General features: G+C 65.4%; 18 protein-coding genes. 3 read left to right on the top strand and 15 right to left on the bottom strand.

Features of this window, described 5'->3' with window-relative positions:
• The first annotated feature begins 18 nt into the window (after window positions 1-18).
• A complete protein-coding gene (locus NX780_RS13040) occupies window positions 19-645 on the top strand; it encodes an energy-coupling factor ABC transporter ATP-binding protein (protein ID WP_258828429.1) in 627 nt (208 codons plus the stop codon).
• 22 nt (window positions 646-667) lie between these two features.
• The gene (locus tag NX780_RS13035) at window positions 668-1474 is read left to right on the top strand and encodes an ABC transporter substrate-binding protein (RefSeq protein ID WP_258828300.1); all 807 of its coding nucleotides are present in this window, start codon (window positions 668-670) and stop codon (window positions 1472-1474) included.
• Here the strand turns inward: NX780_RS13035 and NX780_RS13030 are convergent.
• Window positions 1428-2585 carry an MFS transporter gene (locus NX780_RS13030; RefSeq protein ID WP_258828299.1) on the bottom strand — a complete coding sequence of 386 codons (1158 nt, stop codon included), beginning with the start codon at window positions 2583-2585 and terminating at the stop codon, window positions 1428-1430. The genes NX780_RS13035 and NX780_RS13030 overlap by 47 nt on opposite strands.
• 90 nt (window positions 2586-2675) lie before the next feature.
• On the opposite strand from NX780_RS13030, the gene NX780_RS13025 reads away from it, so the two are divergent.
• Entirely contained in the window at window positions 2676-3563 is an 888-nt protein-coding gene (locus NX780_RS13025; RefSeq protein WP_258828298.1) for a LysR family transcriptional regulator, read from the top strand.
• Window positions 3564-3703: 140 nt separating this feature from the next.
• On the opposite strand, the gene NX780_RS13020 is transcribed toward NX780_RS13025, so the two are convergent.
• The 14 genes from NX780_RS13020 to ccmC form a co-directional block, all read right to left on the bottom strand.
• Window positions 3704-4330 (bottom strand): HD domain-containing protein, encoded by a 627-nt coding sequence (locus NX780_RS13020; protein WP_258828297.1) that lies wholly within the window; start codon window positions 4328-4330, stop codon window positions 3704-3706.
• Window positions 4327-5838, bottom strand: a complete 1512-nt coding sequence (locus NX780_RS13015; RefSeq protein WP_258828296.1) for a CYTH and CHAD domain-containing protein — start codon at window positions 5836-5838, stop codon at window positions 4327-4329. Before NX780_RS13015 ends, NX780_RS13020 begins: the two co-directional genes overlap by 4 nt.
• A 209-nt stretch (window positions 5839-6047) precedes the next feature.
• Window positions 6048-6629 (bottom strand): NapC/NirT family cytochrome c, encoded by a 582-nt coding sequence (locus tag NX780_RS13010; RefSeq protein ID WP_258828295.1) that lies wholly within the window; start codon window positions 6627-6629, stop codon window positions 6048-6050.
• Window positions 6630-6638: 9 nt separating this feature from the next.
• Window positions 6639-7115 carry a nitrate reductase cytochrome c-type subunit gene (locus tag NX780_RS13005; protein WP_258828294.1) on the bottom strand — a complete coding sequence of 159 codons (477 nt, stop codon included), beginning with the start codon at window positions 7113-7115 and terminating at the stop codon, window positions 6639-6641.
• A 10-nt stretch (window positions 7116-7125) separates the two neighbouring features.
• Window positions 7126-9621, bottom strand: coding sequence for a nitrate reductase catalytic subunit NapA (gene napA / locus NX780_RS13000; RefSeq protein WP_258828293.1), 2496 nt, complete (start codon window positions 9619-9621; stop codon window positions 7126-7128).
• A complete protein-coding gene (locus NX780_RS12995; protein WP_258828292.1) occupies window positions 9618-9887 on the bottom strand; it encodes a chaperone NapD in 270 nt (89 codons plus the stop codon). The genes napA and NX780_RS12995 overlap by 4 nt, the downstream gene beginning before the upstream one ends.
• A gap of 22 nt (window positions 9888-9909) precedes the next feature.
• A complete protein-coding gene (locus tag NX780_RS12990; RefSeq protein WP_258828291.1) occupies window positions 9910-10086 on the bottom strand; it encodes a periplasmic nitrate reductase, NapE protein in 177 nt (58 codons plus the stop codon).
• Window positions 10087-10175: 89 nt separating this feature from the next.
• Window positions 10176-11402, bottom strand: a complete 1227-nt coding sequence (gene ccmI / locus NX780_RS12985; protein WP_258828290.1) for a c-type cytochrome biogenesis protein CcmI — start codon at window positions 11400-11402, stop codon at window positions 10176-10178.
• The gene (locus NX780_RS12980; RefSeq protein ID WP_258828289.1) at window positions 11399-11848 is read right to left on the bottom strand and encodes a cytochrome c-type biogenesis protein; all 450 of its coding nucleotides are present in this window, start codon (window positions 11846-11848) and stop codon (window positions 11399-11401) included. Before NX780_RS12980 ends, ccmI begins: the two co-directional genes overlap by 4 nt.
• Complete coding sequence (locus NX780_RS12975; protein WP_258828288.1) at window positions 11838-12371, bottom strand: DsbE family thiol:disulfide interchange protein; 534 nt, start codon at window positions 12369-12371, stop codon at window positions 11838-11840. The genes NX780_RS12980 and NX780_RS12975 overlap by 11 nt, the downstream gene beginning before the upstream one ends.
• Window positions 12368-14350: a heme lyase CcmF/NrfE family subunit gene (locus tag NX780_RS12970; protein WP_258828287.1), complete on the bottom strand. Its 1983-nt coding sequence runs from the start codon at window positions 14348-14350 to the stop codon at window positions 12368-12370. The genes NX780_RS12975 and NX780_RS12970 overlap by 4 nt, the downstream gene beginning before the upstream one ends.
• Complete coding sequence (gene ccmE, locus NX780_RS12965; RefSeq protein WP_258828286.1) at window positions 14331-14786, bottom strand: cytochrome c maturation protein CcmE; 456 nt, start codon at window positions 14784-14786, stop codon at window positions 14331-14333. The genes NX780_RS12970 and ccmE overlap by 20 nt, the downstream gene beginning before the upstream one ends.
• Complete coding sequence (gene ccmD / locus NX780_RS12960) at window positions 14783-14950, bottom strand: heme exporter protein CcmD (protein WP_258828285.1); 168 nt, start codon at window positions 14948-14950, stop codon at window positions 14783-14785. The genes ccmE and ccmD overlap by 4 nt, the downstream gene beginning before the upstream one ends.
• Window positions 14947-15720, bottom strand: coding sequence for a heme ABC transporter permease CcmC (gene ccmC, locus NX780_RS12955; RefSeq protein WP_258828284.1), 774 nt, complete (start codon window positions 15718-15720; stop codon window positions 14947-14949). The genes ccmD and ccmC overlap by 4 nt, the downstream gene beginning before the upstream one ends.
• Window positions 15721-15740 lie beyond the last annotated feature (20 nt).

The raw sequence follows: 15740 nt of genomic DNA, 5'->3' as shown, positions 1-15740 counted from the left end.
CTCCTGAGCATCCACGGCATGCGCAAGCGCCACGGAGAGCGCCTGCTGTTCGATATCGACCTGTTGTCCATTGAGGCCGCCACCGGCTACGTCCTGACCGGCGTCAACGGCGCCGGCAAGTCCACCTTGCTGCGCATGCTCGCGGGCCTGGAACGTTGCGAGGCCTGCACGGTCGAATTCGATGGGCAAAGCATGCCGCTGCACCCGTATCCGGCCGCCCTGCGGCGCGCCATCGTCTTCGTGCACCAGCATCCGATCATGTTCTCGACCAGCGTGTTTCACAACATCGCCTATGGCCTGCTGGCACGTGGAGAAAGCCGTAGCACGGTGGCGCCCGTGGTCGAGGAGGCGATGCGCTGGGCCGGCGTCGAGCACCTGCGCGACACCGATCCATCTCGCCTGTCGGGCGGCGAGAAGCAGCGCGTGGCGCTGGCCCGGGCGCGCGTGCTGCAACCGCGCCTGCTCCTGCTCGACGAGCCGACCGCCAACCTGGACGGCCCTGCGCGCGAGCAGGTGATGTCCCTGATTCCGACCCTGCTCGATGCAGGCGGCAGCGTGGTGATGGCCTGCCACGACCGCGACCTGATCGGGCTTCCCGGCATCCACCGCCTGAAGCTGCGCGATGGGCGCCTCGAGTACCGTTGACTGCCAAACCAGGAGAACAACCATGCAACGCCGACCCTTCATCACCCTGCTGCTCAGCCTTGCCCTGGCGGCCCCGCTGGCGCAGGCGCAAGAGACGCTGCGCCTGTCCACCACCACCAGCACCGAGAACTCGGGCCTGCTCAAGTACCTGCTGCCGACTTTCGAAGCCAGGACCGGCATGAAGGTCAGCGTGATCTCGGTCGGCACCGGCAAGGCGCTCGAGCTGGGCAAGAACGGCGACGTCGATGTCACCCTGGTGCATGCGCGCCAGTTGGAGGACAAGTTCGTGGCCGAGGGATGGGGTGTGGACCGTCGCGACGTGATGTACAACGACTTCATCGTCGTCGGCCCGGCGAACGACCCGGCCGGCATCAAGGGCAGCAAGGATGTGATCGCGGCCTTCCGGAAGATCGCTTCGAGCGGCAACAGGTTCATCTCGCGCGGCGACAATTCCGGCACGGACGTGATGGAGAAGGGCTACTGGCAGCAGGCCGGCACCAAGCCGGCGGGCGCGAGCTACGTGTCGGCGGGCCTGGGCATGGGCGAGGTGCTGAACATGGCGGCCGAGATGCGCGCCTACACCCTGACCGACCGCGCCACCTACGGCGCCTACAAGGCCAGGACGGGCCTGGCCATCCTGGTCGAAGGCGACAAGCGCATGTACAACCCCTACGGCATCATCGCGGTCAACCCGGCCAAACACAAGGGCGTGAACTACAAGGGCGCCAGGCAGCTCATCGACTGGATGACCTCAAAAGAAGGACAGGATAGAATCGCCGCCTTCAAGCCGGACGGCGAGCAGCTGTTCTTCCCGTCCGCCGCCAGGTAAGACCCGCCGCGCCGACGAGCAGCAGGGAGGCCATGAAGGCCGTGCGCATGCCGGTCGCCGCGAACAGCATGCCCATGGCGGAGGCTCCCCCCAGCAGGCCGAGGTTGCGCGACAGGGTGAGCAGGCCGGAGACCGCGCCGCGCTGGCTGGCATCGCAGGCCGCCATGACGGCGCTGTTGTTCGCCGCCTGGAACAGGGCGTAGCCGCTGGTCAGCACCGCCAGTGGAATCACATAGCCCGCGACGCCGGTGGCGGCCGGCAGCAACGCCAGCAGCGCGCAGCCCGCCGCCGCGCAAGCCAGGCCGATGCGGCCGACACAAGAGGCGCCATGGCGGTCCACCGCGCGTCCCGCGGGCACGCCGGCCAGTGCCGCGGCCAGCGGTCCGCAAGCCATGGCCAGGCCGAGCGCCGCACCGTTCAGCCCCAGGGTCCGCGCGAGGTGGAAGGGCCCGATCACCAGGGTCGCCATCACCACCGCCGTCATCAATCCAATCCCGACCAGGGCGCCATAGGGCGCCTGCACGCCCGCATCCTTGCGCACCGCCTGGCTGCGCCCGGGCGGCAGGCCGCGCCATGCGCAGGCATAGGTGAGTAGGCCGAGCGGGGCCAGGAAGAGGAAGAGGCTCGGCCAGCCGAAGCCGGCGAGCAGGGCGCCGCCGAGGGCGGGGCCGAGGGTGGTGCCGGCGGCGGAGACGCTGCCCAGCAGGCCGATCGTGCGGCCGCTGCGCCCGCCGGCATCGGCCGCGAAGGGCAGGCTCAGGACCAGCATGGCGGCCGCCCCGGCGCCTTGCAGCGCCCGCGCCGCCACCAGCATGGGCAGCGACGCGGCGAATGCGCAGCCCAGCGACGCGATGCTGAACATGGCGATCCCGCCGAGCAGCACGCGGCGCCTGCCGTAGCGGTCGCCGAGCCTTCCAGCCACGACCGCCATCGCCGTGCTGGCCAGCAGATAGGCCAGCACGATCCACTGGATGCGGGCGTAAGGCGCGGCAAAGTGCGCGGACAGTGCGGGCAGGCCGACGTTGGCGATGCTGGTGCCGAGCGCGCCCAGCAGGGTCGACATCGACAGGGCGGCAAGCGCGAAGCGCTGGGAAGAAGAGGTGGTGTCCATGCCTCCACCTTATGCCGCCCGAAGGCATGGCGCAAGACGCATGGATTGCACTGAATACCTGCACGAAACGCCATGGTTTAGAATCGGCGCATGGACCACCCCGACCTGAACCTGCTCATCACCCTGGATGCCGTGCTCACCGAGGGCAGCGTCGCGGGCGCCGCGCGCCGCCTGGGCCTGAGCGCTTCAGCCATGAGCCGCGCGCTGGCGCGCCTGCGCGAGACCACGGGCGACCCGCTGCTGGTGCGCGCCGGACGGGGACTGGTACCGACGCCGCATGCGCTCGCGCTGCGCGAGCCCGTGCACCGGCTTGTGGAAGAAGCGCATGCGGCCCTGCGTCCCGCAGCGGCGCTGGACCTGTCGACACTCACCCGTACCTTCACGCTGCGCACGCGCGAGGGCTTCGTCGAGAACGTCGGGGCAGCCCTGGTCGCACGCGTGAGCAAGGAAGCGCCCGGTGTCCGCCTGCGCTTCCTGCCGAAGACGGATCGCGAAACGACGCTGCTGCGCGAAGGCACGGTGGACCTCGAGACGGGCATCGTCGGCAAGGAAGCCGGCCCGGAAGTACGCACCCGCGCGCTGTTTCGCGACCGCTTCGTCGGCGTGGTGCGGCCGGGCCACCCCCTGGCGCGCGGCCGGATGACGCTGGCGCGCTACCTGGCGGCCGCCCACGTGCTGGTGGCGCGCGAGGGCGGCAGGCAGGCGCCGGTGGACGTGGCCCTGGAGGCACTTGGTGCCGCGCGCAACACCGCCGCCACGACCGGCAGCTTCGCAGCCGCACTGGCCCTGGCACGTGCGAGCGACCTGGTCGCCACGGTGCCCGAACGCCAGACCGGCATCCTGCGCGACGGCATGTACAGTTTCGACCTGCCGGTCGACGTGCCGCAGCTGACGGTATCGATGCTGTGGCATCCGCGCATGGACGCCGACCCGGCTCACCGCTGGCTGCGCGGTGTGGTGCTGGAAACCTGTGCCTGATCCACAACCCGGGTGTCAGGTCTGACATTCGGACACAAGCTCGGCTGTTACCGCGAAATATAGCTGAGCTCGTGTCTGAATGTCAGACCTGACACCGAGGTTGTTGGCTGCGCGGCGTGCTGCTGGAGATCTGTGCCTGACTAGGCGATCCCGACGGCGCGGGAAAGGTTGCGCCGTGCCTGCGCCTCGTAACGCGTGTGCATCGTGCCGGTGGCATAGATGCGCTCGCGTGAGAGGAAGCCGCGCAGGACCTCGCGCCGCTTGACGGCAAATATTTCCGGCGGCACCCAGGCATACTCCGCGCGGACCTGCGTCTCGTATTCCGCAAAGCGGGGTTCGGAGCTGCCCAGGATGGCGAGGTCGATGTCGATCAGGATCGCACTGTCCTGCGAAGCTGGCGCATCGGCGGCGCCATGGCAGGTCGCCATGATGAGATCCATGATCCGCTTGCGCGCATTCGCGGCGACACCGGCCTCGCGCAGCGCACGTTCGGCCCACTGCGCCGACTGCGCCTCGTTGTCGTGCGCGCGGACATCGTAGACGGCGTCGTGGAACCAGAGCGCGAGGACGACTTCCGACGGATGATCCATCTCGTCACCCAGCTCCTCGGCGAGAGTCAGGCATTCCCCAAGGTGCTGCAGCGTGTGGTAGTGCCGCTGCGGTTCCGACCACGCCGCGAGCAGCTGGGCGTGCAGGCCATCAGGCGCGGCGGCGCCAAGTGCGCGCCACGCCGCCTTCCAGCCTGCCTCCGTCCGGGGATCCATCATATGAGCTTGAGGCGCGCGATCTTGTCGAGCGCCTTGCGCAGCCCGCAGCTGGAGGCATCCGACGCACCGCTCACATAACCACGTGCAAAGGAAGCATCGTGCGCATGTCCGCTGTTCTCCAGCACCGGCAGCAGCTTGCTTGCGACCGCCAGGTCGTTCAGGTGCCCCAGGCGATCCTGCAGCGCGGACAGCGACTTGACGTAAGCCTTCACTTCCCTGGCCGGCAGCAGGTCGCCGAAGAACTCGGCCGCGTAGCGCGCCTTCTTGGCCGCGATGCGTACGCGATGGCGGGCCGGCGCGTCCTGCTCGTCGAGCGCCGCGATACGCTTGCGTAGGCGCGCCGAGGCCTTGCGCACCAAGGGCACCAGACCATCCAGCGCCGGCTGGGCCAATGGGTCAATCTTCGCCAGGCCAGAGGCCGGACGCCACTGGCGGCCCCGCAGCCAGCCGTTCATCTGCAGCATGAGCTGGGTATAGCGCGGCGAGTGCAGCGTCGGCAGCATGGCCTTGTGCAGGGTGCGCGCGCGTTCCTTCGCCGCCGCCTGCAAGGCCTCCGTGTGGATGCCGTGGATCGCCGGCAGCGTGGTCTCGGCCAGCACGTCCCAGTCGCGCGTCGCGCCGAGTTCGCCGGACAGCCAGTCCAGGCCTTCCTTCAGTTCGGCCGGCAGCGGCGCGATGTCTCCAACCATGTCGAGCAAGGCGCGCAGGCGGCGCAGGCCGACCCGCATCTGGTGCAGGCTCTCGACGCTTTGCACCAGCACGCCCGGCACATTGGCCTCGATCTGCGCCATGCAGTTCAGGCCGATCTCCTGCAGCGCGTCTTCCATGCGCATCTTGCGCGTCAAGCGCACCTTGGCGGCCTTGACCGGCTTCGGCGCCTCGTCCTGCAGCAGCGCGTAGCCGCGCGCCGCCTTGTTTTCAACGGCCACTTCCAGCGGTATGTCCTGGTGCAGCGCCAGCGCCAGCTCGAACAGGCGGGTCGGATTGCCGCGCTTGAGTTCCAGTTCGAGTTCACCGACGTCGACGCTGCGACCGTTGGCGTCGATGCTGCCCTTGTTGAGCGCGCATTCGACCAGCTGGCCACCGGGCAGGCCGCTCAGCTTGATCTTCCAGGTCATGCGGTGGGTGGTGCTGGTGAAGACCGGCTGCAGCTGCCCGGTGATCGCCGGGGCGCGCAGGACGTCGCGCAGGCGCTGCGGCTTGATCTGGCGCGCCAGGTCGTCGGGGTTGGGCTGTGGTCCGTCGAGGCGCGATTCCCATTCGCCGCGCTCGTGCAGCGTGGGCGAGCCGGCGCTTGCCGTCTTGATGGTCTGGATCCACGCATCGCCGTCGCGCCGCAGGCGCAGGGTCAGGCCGGCGCGCCACAGGTCGAGCGCCGGTGTGTCGTAATAGGTATCGGTGAGTTCGTGCTCGCGGCGGTCAGCCTCGGGCAGCTTGGCGAGCAGGGGATGCTCGCGCATGCGCGCCACGTCGGACGCGGCGATCTTGAGCTTCAGTTCGGTTTCCATCGTCTATCCTTGGGCCATACGTCGAGAATGTGAATTCATCTTACCCAGACCCGGCCGGAAACCGCCGCGATTGTTACATCAGGATGACATCGTATGGTCCTTGGTGATAGCCCTTTCCACCTGCAGGGAAATCCGCTTCTGATGACCCAGCACCGCGCGGTGCTGCGATTCTTGTGCCAGCAACAGGTCGATTACCTCGCCAGGCGAGATCAGTGTCCGGCCATGTCCGGAAGCGTATGCGCAATCCCTTTATGGCAGTCGATACATGTCTTCTCACCGCTGGCAAGCAGGGTAGAGTGCGCTTGCACAGCCCTTGGGCTCTGGCGGGTAAAGTCCATCGACTCGAACTGGTGGCAGTTCCTGCACTCAAGAGAATTATTCGCTTTCAGGCGATCCCACTCGTGTTGCGCCAGAGTCAATCGCATGGCTTCGAATTTCTCGCGCGTGTTGATCGTGCCGAAAATCTTGCCCCATACTTCCTTCGAGGCCTGCATCTTGCGTGCCATCTTGTCTGTCCAGTTGTGAGGTACATGACAGTCCGAGCATTTTGCGCGTACGCCGCTACGGTTCGTAAAGTGGATGGTGCGCTGCAACTCGACGTATACGTTGTCCTTCATTTCGTGGCAACCGGTGCAGAACTTTTCGGTGTTCGTCGCTTCCATGGCTGTATTGAATCCACCCCAGAACAAGATGCCGGCGATAAAGGAGGCAATGATCAGGAACCCAAGGCTCAGGTGCACGCTTGGGCGTGTCAGAAAGCGCCAGTAGCGCAAGAAGGTTTTCTTGATCATTGTTGTCCCCTATTTCTTCTTCGATTGGGTGGGTGTCGCCGCCTGGTTCAGCATGGTGTCGACGTCCTTGAAGTTATTGGGGACCAGCGGAGGAAGTTCTGCCTGCGGAACGTGACACTGGAGACAAAAATAGCGCCGTGGCGAGAGTTCGGCCAGGAAGTTCCCATCACGGTTCTGGAAGTGCGTCACACTGATCATCGGCGCCTGGCTTTCCTGCGTTCGCGTCCGTGCGTGACACATCATGCAGCGGTTCGCATTCTTGTCCACCTGATATGATTCGATCTTGTGGGGAATCACGGGGGGCTGCATGGCGTAGTTGCGAACCCGCCGTACGTCACTGTTGTCCGGATTGACCATTGGCGCAGGCTTGACTGTTTCAGCCAGGGGCGTCGGGCCCCGCATTCTGTCGAGGGCCTGCTGGGCTGTGACATAGGGAGCAGCGGCAAACAAGATCAGGGCAATCAGGCCCGAACGTAAGTTTTTCATGTCCTCCTCCCTAGACTTTTCGAATGGCAACCGCACACTTTTTGTAGTCGGTCTGGAACGAGATAGGATCGGTGGCGTCGAGCGTGACCTTGTTGATCAGCTGGCTCGCATCGAAGAAGGGGATGAATACCAGTCCGCGCGGCGGGCGGTTGCGTCCACGGGTCTCGACACGCGAATGGATGAGACCACGCCGCGACTTGACTTCGATCAGGTCGCCGCGCCGGGCGCCCAGCGCCTTGGCATCGTCGGGATGCATGAAGCAGACCGCATTCGGCACGGCGCGATACAGTTCAGGCACCCTTCTGGTCATCGTGCCGGTATGCCAGTGTTCCAGCACACGGCCGGTGGACAACCAGAAGGGATACTGCTTGTCCGGCTCCTCTGCCGCTTTCTCGTAGGGAAGGGCGAAAATTACTGCTTTGCCGTCGGGCATGCCATAGAAGCGGACGCCTTCGCCTTTCTTGACGTAAGGATCGAAACCTTCGCGATAGCGCCAGCGCGTTTCCTTGCCGTTCACCACCGGCCAGCGCAAGCCACGAACCTTGTGGTACGTATCGAAGGGTGCCAGGTCGTGGCCATGGCCGCGGCCAAACTGCGCATATTCCTCGAACAGTCCCTTCTGCACGTAGAAGCCGAAGGCCGCCGCTTCGTCGTTCATGTAGCCCGCTTCCATCTGCGTGGTCGGGAACTGGTTGACCTGTCCATTGCGGAACAGGACATCGTAGAGCGTCTTGCCGCGGTACTGGGGCGCAGCGGCCAGTAGCGGCGCCGGCCAGACTTCTTCCATCTTGAAACGCTTGGAAAACTCCATCAATTGCCACAGGTCGGAGCGGGCCTGGCCAGGCGCTTTTACCAGCTGGTGCCAGAACTGGGTGCGGCGCTCCGCGTTGCCATAGGCTCCTTCTTTCTCGACCCACATCGCGGTCGGCAGGATGAGGTCCGCGGCTGTCGTGCTGGCGGTAGGGTAGACATCGGAGACAACGACGAAGGCATTGGGGTTGCGGAAACCCGGCAGGATTTCGCCCATGATGTTCGGGCCGGCTTGCATATTGTTATTGCACATCGACCAGTACACGTTCAGCTTGCCGTCCTTCAATGCGCGGCTTTGCTCGACGGCGTGAAATCCCGGCTTGTCCGGTACTGTGCCAGGAGGCAGTTTCCAGATTTTTTCCGCGATTTCGCGGTGCTTCGGATTGGTTACCATCATGTCCGCGGGAAGCCGGTGCGAGAAGGTGCCGACTTCGCGCGCGGTGCCACAGGCCGAGGGCTGGCCGGTAAGCGAGAAAGGCCCGTTGCCTGGTGTCGATATCTTCCCGGTCAAGAGGTGGAGGTTGTACAGCAAATTGCTGCACCAGGTCCCGCGCGTATGCTGGTTGAAACCCATCGTGAAGAAGGACATGACCTTGATCTTCGGATCGGCGTACAGCTCGGCGAGACGTTCCAGTCGCTCACGCGGCACATTCGTCAGCTTGGAGACGGTATCGATGTCGTAGGCACTGACGAACTTGGCGTACTCCTCGAAGGTCATGGGCTTGCTGCCGCCGGCATTTGCAGCGTTGGCGGCAGCCAACTGGAGCGCATGTTCCTTGCGCAAGCCATAGCCGATATTGGCGTTGCCCAGCACGAAGCGGGTGTGCCTGTTGACGAAATTGCGGTTGACCCGGTTCGTCTTGATGATGTGATGCGCGATATAGTTGAGAATTGCCAGGTCGGTCTGCGGCCGGAAAATGATGGACAGGTCCGATAGCTCGAAACTGCGATGTTCATATACCGAGAGCACCGCCACCCTGGTGTTCGGCTTCGACAGGCGCCGGTCGGTCACGCGGGTCCAGAGAATGGGGTGCATCTCCGCCATGTTCGAGCCCCACAGGACGAAGGCGTCGGCATTCTCGATGTCGTCATAGCAGCCCATCGGCTCGTCCATGCCGAAGGTGCGCATGAAGCCCGCCACCGCCGAGGCCATGCAGTGGCGCGCGTTGGGATCCAGGTTATTGCTGCGGAAGCCTGCCTTCATCAATTTGGCCGCCGCATAGCCTTCCCAGATGGTCCACTGGCCCGAGCCGAACATGCCGACCGCTGTCGGCCCTTTCTGCTGGATCGCCTTCTTGAACTGCGCCGCCATCAGGTCGAAGGCGGCATCCCAGGAAACGGGCGCGAATTCGCCATTCTTGTCGTAGCGTCCGTTCTTCATGCGGAGCAGGGGCTGCGTCAGGCGGTCCGCCCCGTACATGATCTTGGAGAGGAAGTAGCCCTTGACGCAGTTGACGCCGCGGTTGACTTCCGCGTTGATGTCCCCGTGGGTGGCGACCACGCGCCCATCCTTCACGCCGACGTTCACGCCGCAGCCCACGCCGCAGAACCGGCAGGGCGCCTTGTTCCAGGTGAGCTGAGTCCTGGCCGCATCGGTCACGACGTTCGTGGCGGAAGCGTCGAAGGGAATGCCGGCGGTGGCAGCCGCGGTCATTGCAGCGGTCTGCGTAATGAATTCTCGTCGCGTATGGGTCATGAGATCGTTTCCTCCATTGCTGCCGCCGATTCGGCGTGTTGATACACGAGCGCCACATTGAGGACGCCGGGAAGGGCGCGTATCGCGTCCATGCAGTCGAGCGTGGCCTGGGTCGACGTTGTCTCGAGTGTCACGACCATGCGGCCGTCTTCCGCTGCCGCATGAATGATTGTCTTGGGAAGAAGCGCGAGGTTTGCCCTTACCGTGACGGCGTGGGTGCGCGTTGCGGCAACGATGATGCCGGCGATATGGATTTCTTCGGACATGAGCGCTCCGGATATGTGGCGCTCAGGCGCCAGGAAGGCGGCCGGTCACCAGCTGGTACATCCAGACCAGGAAACCGTAGCCGATGATGCCCGTAAAAGTCAGAAAGGGCGCGAGCACGCAGGTGATGAAGAAAAAAGCCTTCAATTCCTGAGCCCTTGTCGGTGGGGCGCGGCGATCAGTTGGCGGTTTTGCTTCCATGCTCAACTCCTCTTAGGCTAACCGTGAGAGCATTATCGGCAACTTTCACAATGAGCCGCGCACGCTTGCCTCGCCTTTGACCCGCATGTTCAGATGCGGCTGTCGATGCGGATCGTGACCGCCTGCGCATCGGACCGGACGACGCCGCTACGGCCTTCGAGGTCGCCTTTGACAGGCGTCGCGCTGTTGGAACGGGAGATCCGCGCCGTGACTACCACCTCGCTCGCCCCGGAGAGCTTCAGCGCGGGCGCCATGGCCTGCGAATCGTCCAGGGCGAACGCATACGGCAGTTGCGCGACGGTAATGCGTTTGACTGCCAGAGGCGCGCGCGGGCCCTGTGCTGCGCGCGCAAAGATAAACACGGTGTCGCCTGGCGAGGCTTCCGATGCCAGTTCGGGAGCGAGCGTCACGGTTCCCGTCAGCGCGCGTGCGGCATCGCGGGATGCGGGCGTGTCGTTCGTCTCTGCCTTGCCAGCCGGGGATGTTCTCCCTTTCAGGCTCGCTAGGCTGGCAAGCGTCCCCTGGTGGATGGCCGAGTCGCCCGGGGTCAGGGGCAGTAGCTGCTCCCAATACCTGCGGGCCTTGTCGGCATCACCCCGTTGGTAGGCCGCGTTTCCCGCCAGCGCCAGCGCCTTGACGTCCTTGGGGTTGAGCGCCAATGCCTGTAGCACCAGCTGTTCCGGCTTGCCTTCGAGGCTGCCCCCCTTGACGGTGGCCAGGACGTCGGCATAGTCGGCCAGCACCGCGGAATCGTCCGGCACCAGCACCAGCAGGCGCTCATAGGCCAGCACCGCGTCCTGATAGCGGCCGATCGCGGTGTACGAACGCGCCAGCATGTACCAGCCATCGGCATTCGCAGGATCGCGCCGCATGCGATCAGAAAGTCCCTGGACGAGGGTGCTGACGTCGGCTGCCGAGATCTCGTGCCGGGGCCCCCCGATGTTCCTTTCCGGGCTTGCCACTGCAAGCGCGGCAGGATTGCCAAGGTGGTAATAGAGTCCTGCGGCCACGACGGGAACGAACAGCGCGAGAAACCCGGCCAGCAGCCGCTGCTGCCTGTCCGGATGCGATGCCGGCAGCGCGGCGGGCTCTTCGCCGACACGGCGCCGCAATTCGTCGCTTGCTTCCGCATGGGCTGCTGCCGTCAGGCTCCCCTCCTTCAGTGCCAGGTCCAGTTCGCGGGCCTGCTCGCGCAGCACCTGCAAGCCATCGATTGCCGCCGGTCCGGACGCCAGGGAAGAGCGGAGCAGCGGATACAGAAGGCATCCTAGCGCCAGCGCGGTCATCACGACCGCAACGAAGAGAAACGCCGTCATTGGCTTTCTTCCTTTCCCGGCCTTAGCAACTGTTCGGCGCGCTCGTATTCGGCTTGCTGCAGCGGCGGGGCCGGACGCATGCGCCGGATTCGCCACGCCAGGCCGGTCGCGCCTGCCAGCAGCAGCACGGCCGGGCCGAACCAGAGCAGCAGGGTGCTGCTCCTGAGCGGCGGCCGGTAAACCACGAAGTCGCCATAGCGCTCCGTCATGTAGGCAAGGACCTGTTCCTCGCTCTTGCCTTCGGCGAGCAGTTCACGTACCTGCCGGCGCAGGTCGACGGCCAGGTCGGCGTTCGATTCCGCGATCGTCTGGTTCTGGCACACGAGGCAGCGCAGCTGATGCGACACGGCTTCGACGCGTTCGTCGACCTCCTGTGCAGGCGTGGCCGCAGCGTGGGCCGCTGTGGCCAGCAGGAAGCACAGGGCGAACAGGAGTTCACGTGGCATTCAGCCTCCTTATCAACGGAATGAGACGGGTCTCCAGGAGTTCCTGGGTGAGGGGACCGGTATGGCGGTAGCGGACGATGCCGCGAGCATCGATGACAAAGGTCTCCGGCACGCCATAGACCCCATAGTCGATGCCGATCCTGCCTTCCGGATCCGCGATGGACAGGACGTAGGGATCGCCGTGCAATTGCAGCCAGCGCAAGCCGGCATCCTCCTGGTCCTTGTGGTTCAGGCCGACCACGGGCGCCAGGCCCTGCTTCGCAAAGCGGGTCAGGACGGGGTGTTCATGGCGGCAGGACACACACCAGGACGCCCAGACGTTCAGCAGCCACACCTTGCCCGCCATGGCTTGCGGCGAAAAGGTCTCGCCGGATGTCCCCAGCCTGCGGGCCTCGAATGCCGGCGCCGGCTTGCCAACCAGGGGCGAGGGCAGCGCGCGTGGATCGCGCTTCAATCCGGCGGCCAGGAAGGCTGCGATCGCCAGGAATACCCCCAGCGGCAGCAGGAAGCGGATCTTCTTCATGTGCGCACCGCCGCCTTGGCCTTGCCCTGTGCGGCAGCCGTAGGCGCCGGGGCGGCGCGGTAGCGCTTGTCGGCCGCGGCGGCAAGTCCGCCTGCCGCCATCAGGAGGGCGCCCGCCCAGATCCATGCGATGAAGGGCTTGTGCTGCACCCGCACGAGCCAGCGCCCGGGTGCGGTCTCCTCGCCGAGCGAGACGTAGAGGTCGCGTAGCGCGCTGCGGTCGATGGCGGCTTCCGTCATGGCCATGCCCTGCACCGTGTACATGCGCTTTTCGGGCCTGAGCGTGGCAAGAAGGCGGCCGCCGCGGCTCACGGCAAACACGCCTTGTACGCCATGATAGTTGGCCCCCTCTACGCGCCGCAGGTCTGTCAGCCTGAACGTATGCTCTCCCAGCCTGGCGGTATCGCCGGCGCGCATGCTCGCATCGCGGGCACTGTCGAATCCATTGGCGACCGTGACCCCGGCGACAAAGACGCCAAGACCGGCGTGCGCGACGAGCATGCCCCACCAGCTGAGCGGCTCGCGCGCCAGGCGCACTGCCATGGGCATGGCCGGCGGCGCGCGGCGCACCCGATAGACCAGCTGCCATGCGGTGCCGAGAAGGATCCACAGGGCCGTTACCAGCCCCAGGGCGACCATCGGCGTCGCGCCGGCTGCCAGCGCCGCGGCGCCGGCAAGTACTAGCGAGACTGCGGCGATGCCACCGAGCTGGCGCAGCACGGCCCGTGGCTCGGACGACTTCCACGCCACGAAAGGTCCTACCGCCACCAGCAGCAGGGCGGGCACCATCAGGGGCACGAACACGGTCTCGAAATAGGGCGGCCCGACTGAAATCTTGCCGAGCTCAAGTGCGTCCAGGAACAGGGGGTAGAGTGTGCCCAGCAGGACCGCCGCCGTAGCCGCCAGCAGGACTACATTGTTTGCAAGCAGGAACGCCTCGCGCGAGAACAGGGCGAAACGGCCGCCATGGCCTACGCGGCCCATGCGCCAGCCATACAGGAGCAGCGATCCGCCCACTACCAGCGTCAGGAACACCAGGATGAAGGTGCCGCGGGCCGGATCGGTCGCGAAGGCGTGGACCGAGGTCAGCACGCCGGAACGCACCAGGAAAGTGCCGAGCAGGGACAACGAGAATGCAAGGATGGCCAGCAGTACGGTCCAGCTGCGGAAGCTGCCGCGCTTTTCGCTGACGATGAGCGAGTGGATCAGGGCGGTTCCGACCAGCCAGGGCATGAAGGAGGCATTCTCCACCGGGTCCCAGAACCACCAGCCACCCCAGCCGAGTTCATAGTACGCCCAGAAACTCCCCATGAAGATGCCGAGCGTGAGGAATCCCCACGCGAGCAATGTCCAGGGACGCGACCAGCGGGCCCAGGCCGCATCGAGCCGGCCTGCGAGCAGGGCCGCGATGGCAAACGCGAATGCCACCGAAAAGCCGACATAGCCCATGTAGAGCAGCGGTGGGTGGATGATCATCCCGGCGTCCTGAAGCAGCGGGTTCAGGTCCTGTCCGTCGAGGGCGGACGGCACCAGGCGCGCGAACGGATTGGAGGTCGACAGCATGAACAGCAGGAAGCCGGTGCTGATCATGCCAAGCACGCCCAGCACCCGCGCAACCATGTCTTGCGGCAGCCGCTTGCTGAAGACCGCGACCGCGAGGGTCCAGCAGCCCAGCAGCCAGGTCCAGAGCAGGAGCGAGCCTTCGTGGCTTCCCCAGGTCGCCGTTACGCGGTAGTACCAGGGGAGCAGGGAATTCGAGTTCTGAGCCACGTACAGGACGGAGAAGTCGTTGCGCAGGAACGAAGCGACCAGGCAGGCAAGCGCGATCGTGGTCAGGGCGACCTGGCCGGAGGTTGCGGGCCGCGCCACCGCCATCCAGCGCCGGCTGGCGCGATGGGCGCCGGCAAGGGGGACCAGGGACTGGACCACGGTCAGGGCCAGGGCCAGCATCAGGGCATAATTACCGATCTCCGGCAGCATTGGCTTCCTTTGCTTTGGCTTCCTGTTGCGCCAGTGCATATGCGGCTTCCGGCGGCATGTAGTTTTCGTCGTGTTTGGCCAGGACTTCGTGGGCGGTGAAGCGCCCGTCCTGCAGGCGGCCCTGCGCGACCACGCCCTTGCCCTCCTTGAACAGGTCGGGGAGGGCCCCCTGGTACACCACGGGTACCGTCCGGTGCATGTCGGTGACGGCAAAGGAGACGGTCAGGCCGTCGGGATGGCGCTTCACGCTGCCCTGTTCGACCATGCCGCCCATGCGGAACAGTCCGGCAGAGGGCGCCTCGCCCTTTGCTATCTGGGTGGGCGTGTAGAAGAAAACGAGGTTCTCCCTGAAGGCCGAGAGGACGAGCCATGCGGCCAGTCCCAGCAGCAGAATGGCCGCCAGGACGAGGGCCAGCCGGTGTTGGCGCGCTTTCATCGATCCTCCCCGTTCCGGTCGAGCGCCAGGATGGCCCGGCGCACGCGCCGGTGGACCAGCCAGGTCTCGCAGGCTAGCGCGGCGAAGCTCACCAGGCATGCCCCCCAGACGTAAACGCCATAGCCTCCCATCGAGGCGAATTCCTGCAAGCTGTTCCAGTTCATGAAGCGTGTTCCTTCCCGCTGCGCGTCCAGTCGGCGGCGTACTCGCGTTCGAGCACGATGCACCTGGCACGTTTCAAGGTGATCGCGGCCGCATAGGCCCAGAATGACACTGTCATCAACATCAGGCCGACGAGCATCGGCGTTGCCATCGAAGGCGCTTCGGTCAGCCGGATCGAGGCGCCCTGGTGCAGCGTGTTCCACCATTTCACGGAAAAGTAAATGATGGGAACGTTGACGATGCCGACGATGGCGAGGATAGCCGCAGCGCGGTCGGCCCGGCGCACATCATCGAAGGACGCGTGCAGCGCCATGAAACCGACATACAGGAACAGGAGAATGAGCTCTGAAGTGAGACGGGCGTCCCATACCCACCACGTCCCCCAGGTCGGCTTGCCCCACAGCGCACCGGTCCACAAGGCGAGGAAGGTGAACAGGGCGCCGGTGGGCGCCAATGCGCATGCCATGACCGAGGATACGCGGGTGTTGTAGATGAAACCGACTGCCGCCCAAAAAGCCATGGCGAGATAGATCAGCATCGAGAGCCATGCAGCAGGCACGTGCACGTAGATGATGCGGTAGGCCTCACCCTGCTGCGCATCGGTCGGGGCGACGAGAAAACCCACCGCCAGGCCCGCCACGCCGGCCACTGCCGCAAGAGCGGCAAGCCACGGCGCGAGCCGCGACGCGAGCATGACGAAATTCGGTGGCGCCGCAAACCGAAACAACCGGGGGCGCGGCGTGGTAGGGACAGGGGGCTGGGCGATGGACATGGATTCTCCTGGTCTGTTCG

It is taken from the genome of Massilia agri (assembly GCF_024753255.1).
Taxonomy (GTDB): Bacteria; Pseudomonadota; Gammaproteobacteria; order Burkholderiales; family Burkholderiaceae_D; genus Telluria; species Telluria agri.
This window is presented reverse-complemented; position numbering and strand designations above follow the sequence as displayed.

Bases quoted from the DNA above. Each gene is read 5' to 3' on its own strand.
- NX780_RS13040 (WP_258828429.1), top strand. From the start codon at position 19: ATGCGCAAGCGCCACGGAGAGCGCCTGCTGTTCGATATCGACCTGTTG.
- NX780_RS13035 (WP_258828300.1), top strand. From the start codon at position 668: ATGCAACGCCGACCCTTCATCACCCTGCTGCTCAGCCTTGCCCTGGCG.
- NX780_RS13030 (WP_258828299.1), bottom strand. From the start codon at position 2,585: ATGGACACCACCTCTTCTTCCCAGCGCTTCGCGCTTGCCGCCCTGTCG.
- NX780_RS13025 (WP_258828298.1), top strand. From the start codon at position 2,676: ATGGACCACCCCGACCTGAACCTGCTCATCACCCTGGATGCCGTGCTC.
- NX780_RS13020 (WP_258828297.1), bottom strand. From the start codon at position 4,330: ATGATGGATCCCCGGACGGAGGCAGGCTGGAAGGCGGCGTGGCGCGCA.
- NX780_RS13015 (WP_258828296.1), bottom strand. From the start codon at position 5,838: ATGGAAACCGAACTGAAGCTCAAGATCGCCGCGTCCGACGTGGCGCGC.
- NX780_RS13010 (WP_258828295.1), bottom strand. From the start codon at position 6,629: ATGATCAAGAAAACCTTCTTGCGCTACTGGCGCTTTCTGACACGCCCA.
- NX780_RS13005 (WP_258828294.1), bottom strand. From the start codon at position 7,115: ATGAAAAACTTACGTTCGGGCCTGATTGCCCTGATCTTGTTTGCCGCT.
- napA (WP_258828293.1), bottom strand. From the start codon at position 9,621: ATGACCCATACGCGACGAGAATTCATTACGCAGACCGCTGCAATGACC.
- NX780_RS12995 (WP_258828292.1), bottom strand. From the start codon at position 9,887: ATGTCCGAAGAAATCCATATCGCCGGCATCATCGTTGCCGCAACGCGC.
- NX780_RS12990 (WP_258828291.1), bottom strand. From the start codon at position 10,086: ATGGAAGCAAAACCGCCAACTGATCGCCGCGCCCCACCGACAAGGGCT.
- ccmI (WP_258828290.1), bottom strand. From the start codon at position 11,402: ATGACGGCGTTTCTCTTCGTTGCGGTCGTGATGACCGCGCTGGCGCTA.
- NX780_RS12980 (WP_258828289.1), bottom strand. From the start codon at position 11,848: ATGCCACGTGAACTCCTGTTCGCCCTGTGCTTCCTGCTGGCCACAGCG.
- NX780_RS12975 (WP_258828288.1), bottom strand. From the start codon at position 12,371: ATGAAGAAGATCCGCTTCCTGCTGCCGCTGGGGGTATTCCTGGCGATC.
- NX780_RS12970 (WP_258828287.1), bottom strand. From the start codon at position 14,350: ATGCTGCCGGAGATCGGTAATTATGCCCTGATGCTGGCCCTGGCCCTG.
- ccmE (WP_258828286.1), bottom strand. From the start codon at position 14,786: ATGAAAGCGCGCCAACACCGGCTGGCCCTCGTCCTGGCGGCCATTCTG.
- ccmD (WP_258828285.1), bottom strand. From the start codon at position 14,950: ATGAACTGGAACAGCTTGCAGGAATTCGCCTCGATGGGAGGCTATGGC.
- ccmC (WP_258828284.1), bottom strand. From the start codon at position 15,720: ATGTCCATCGCCCAGCCCCCTGTCCCTACCACGCCGCGCCCCCGGTTG.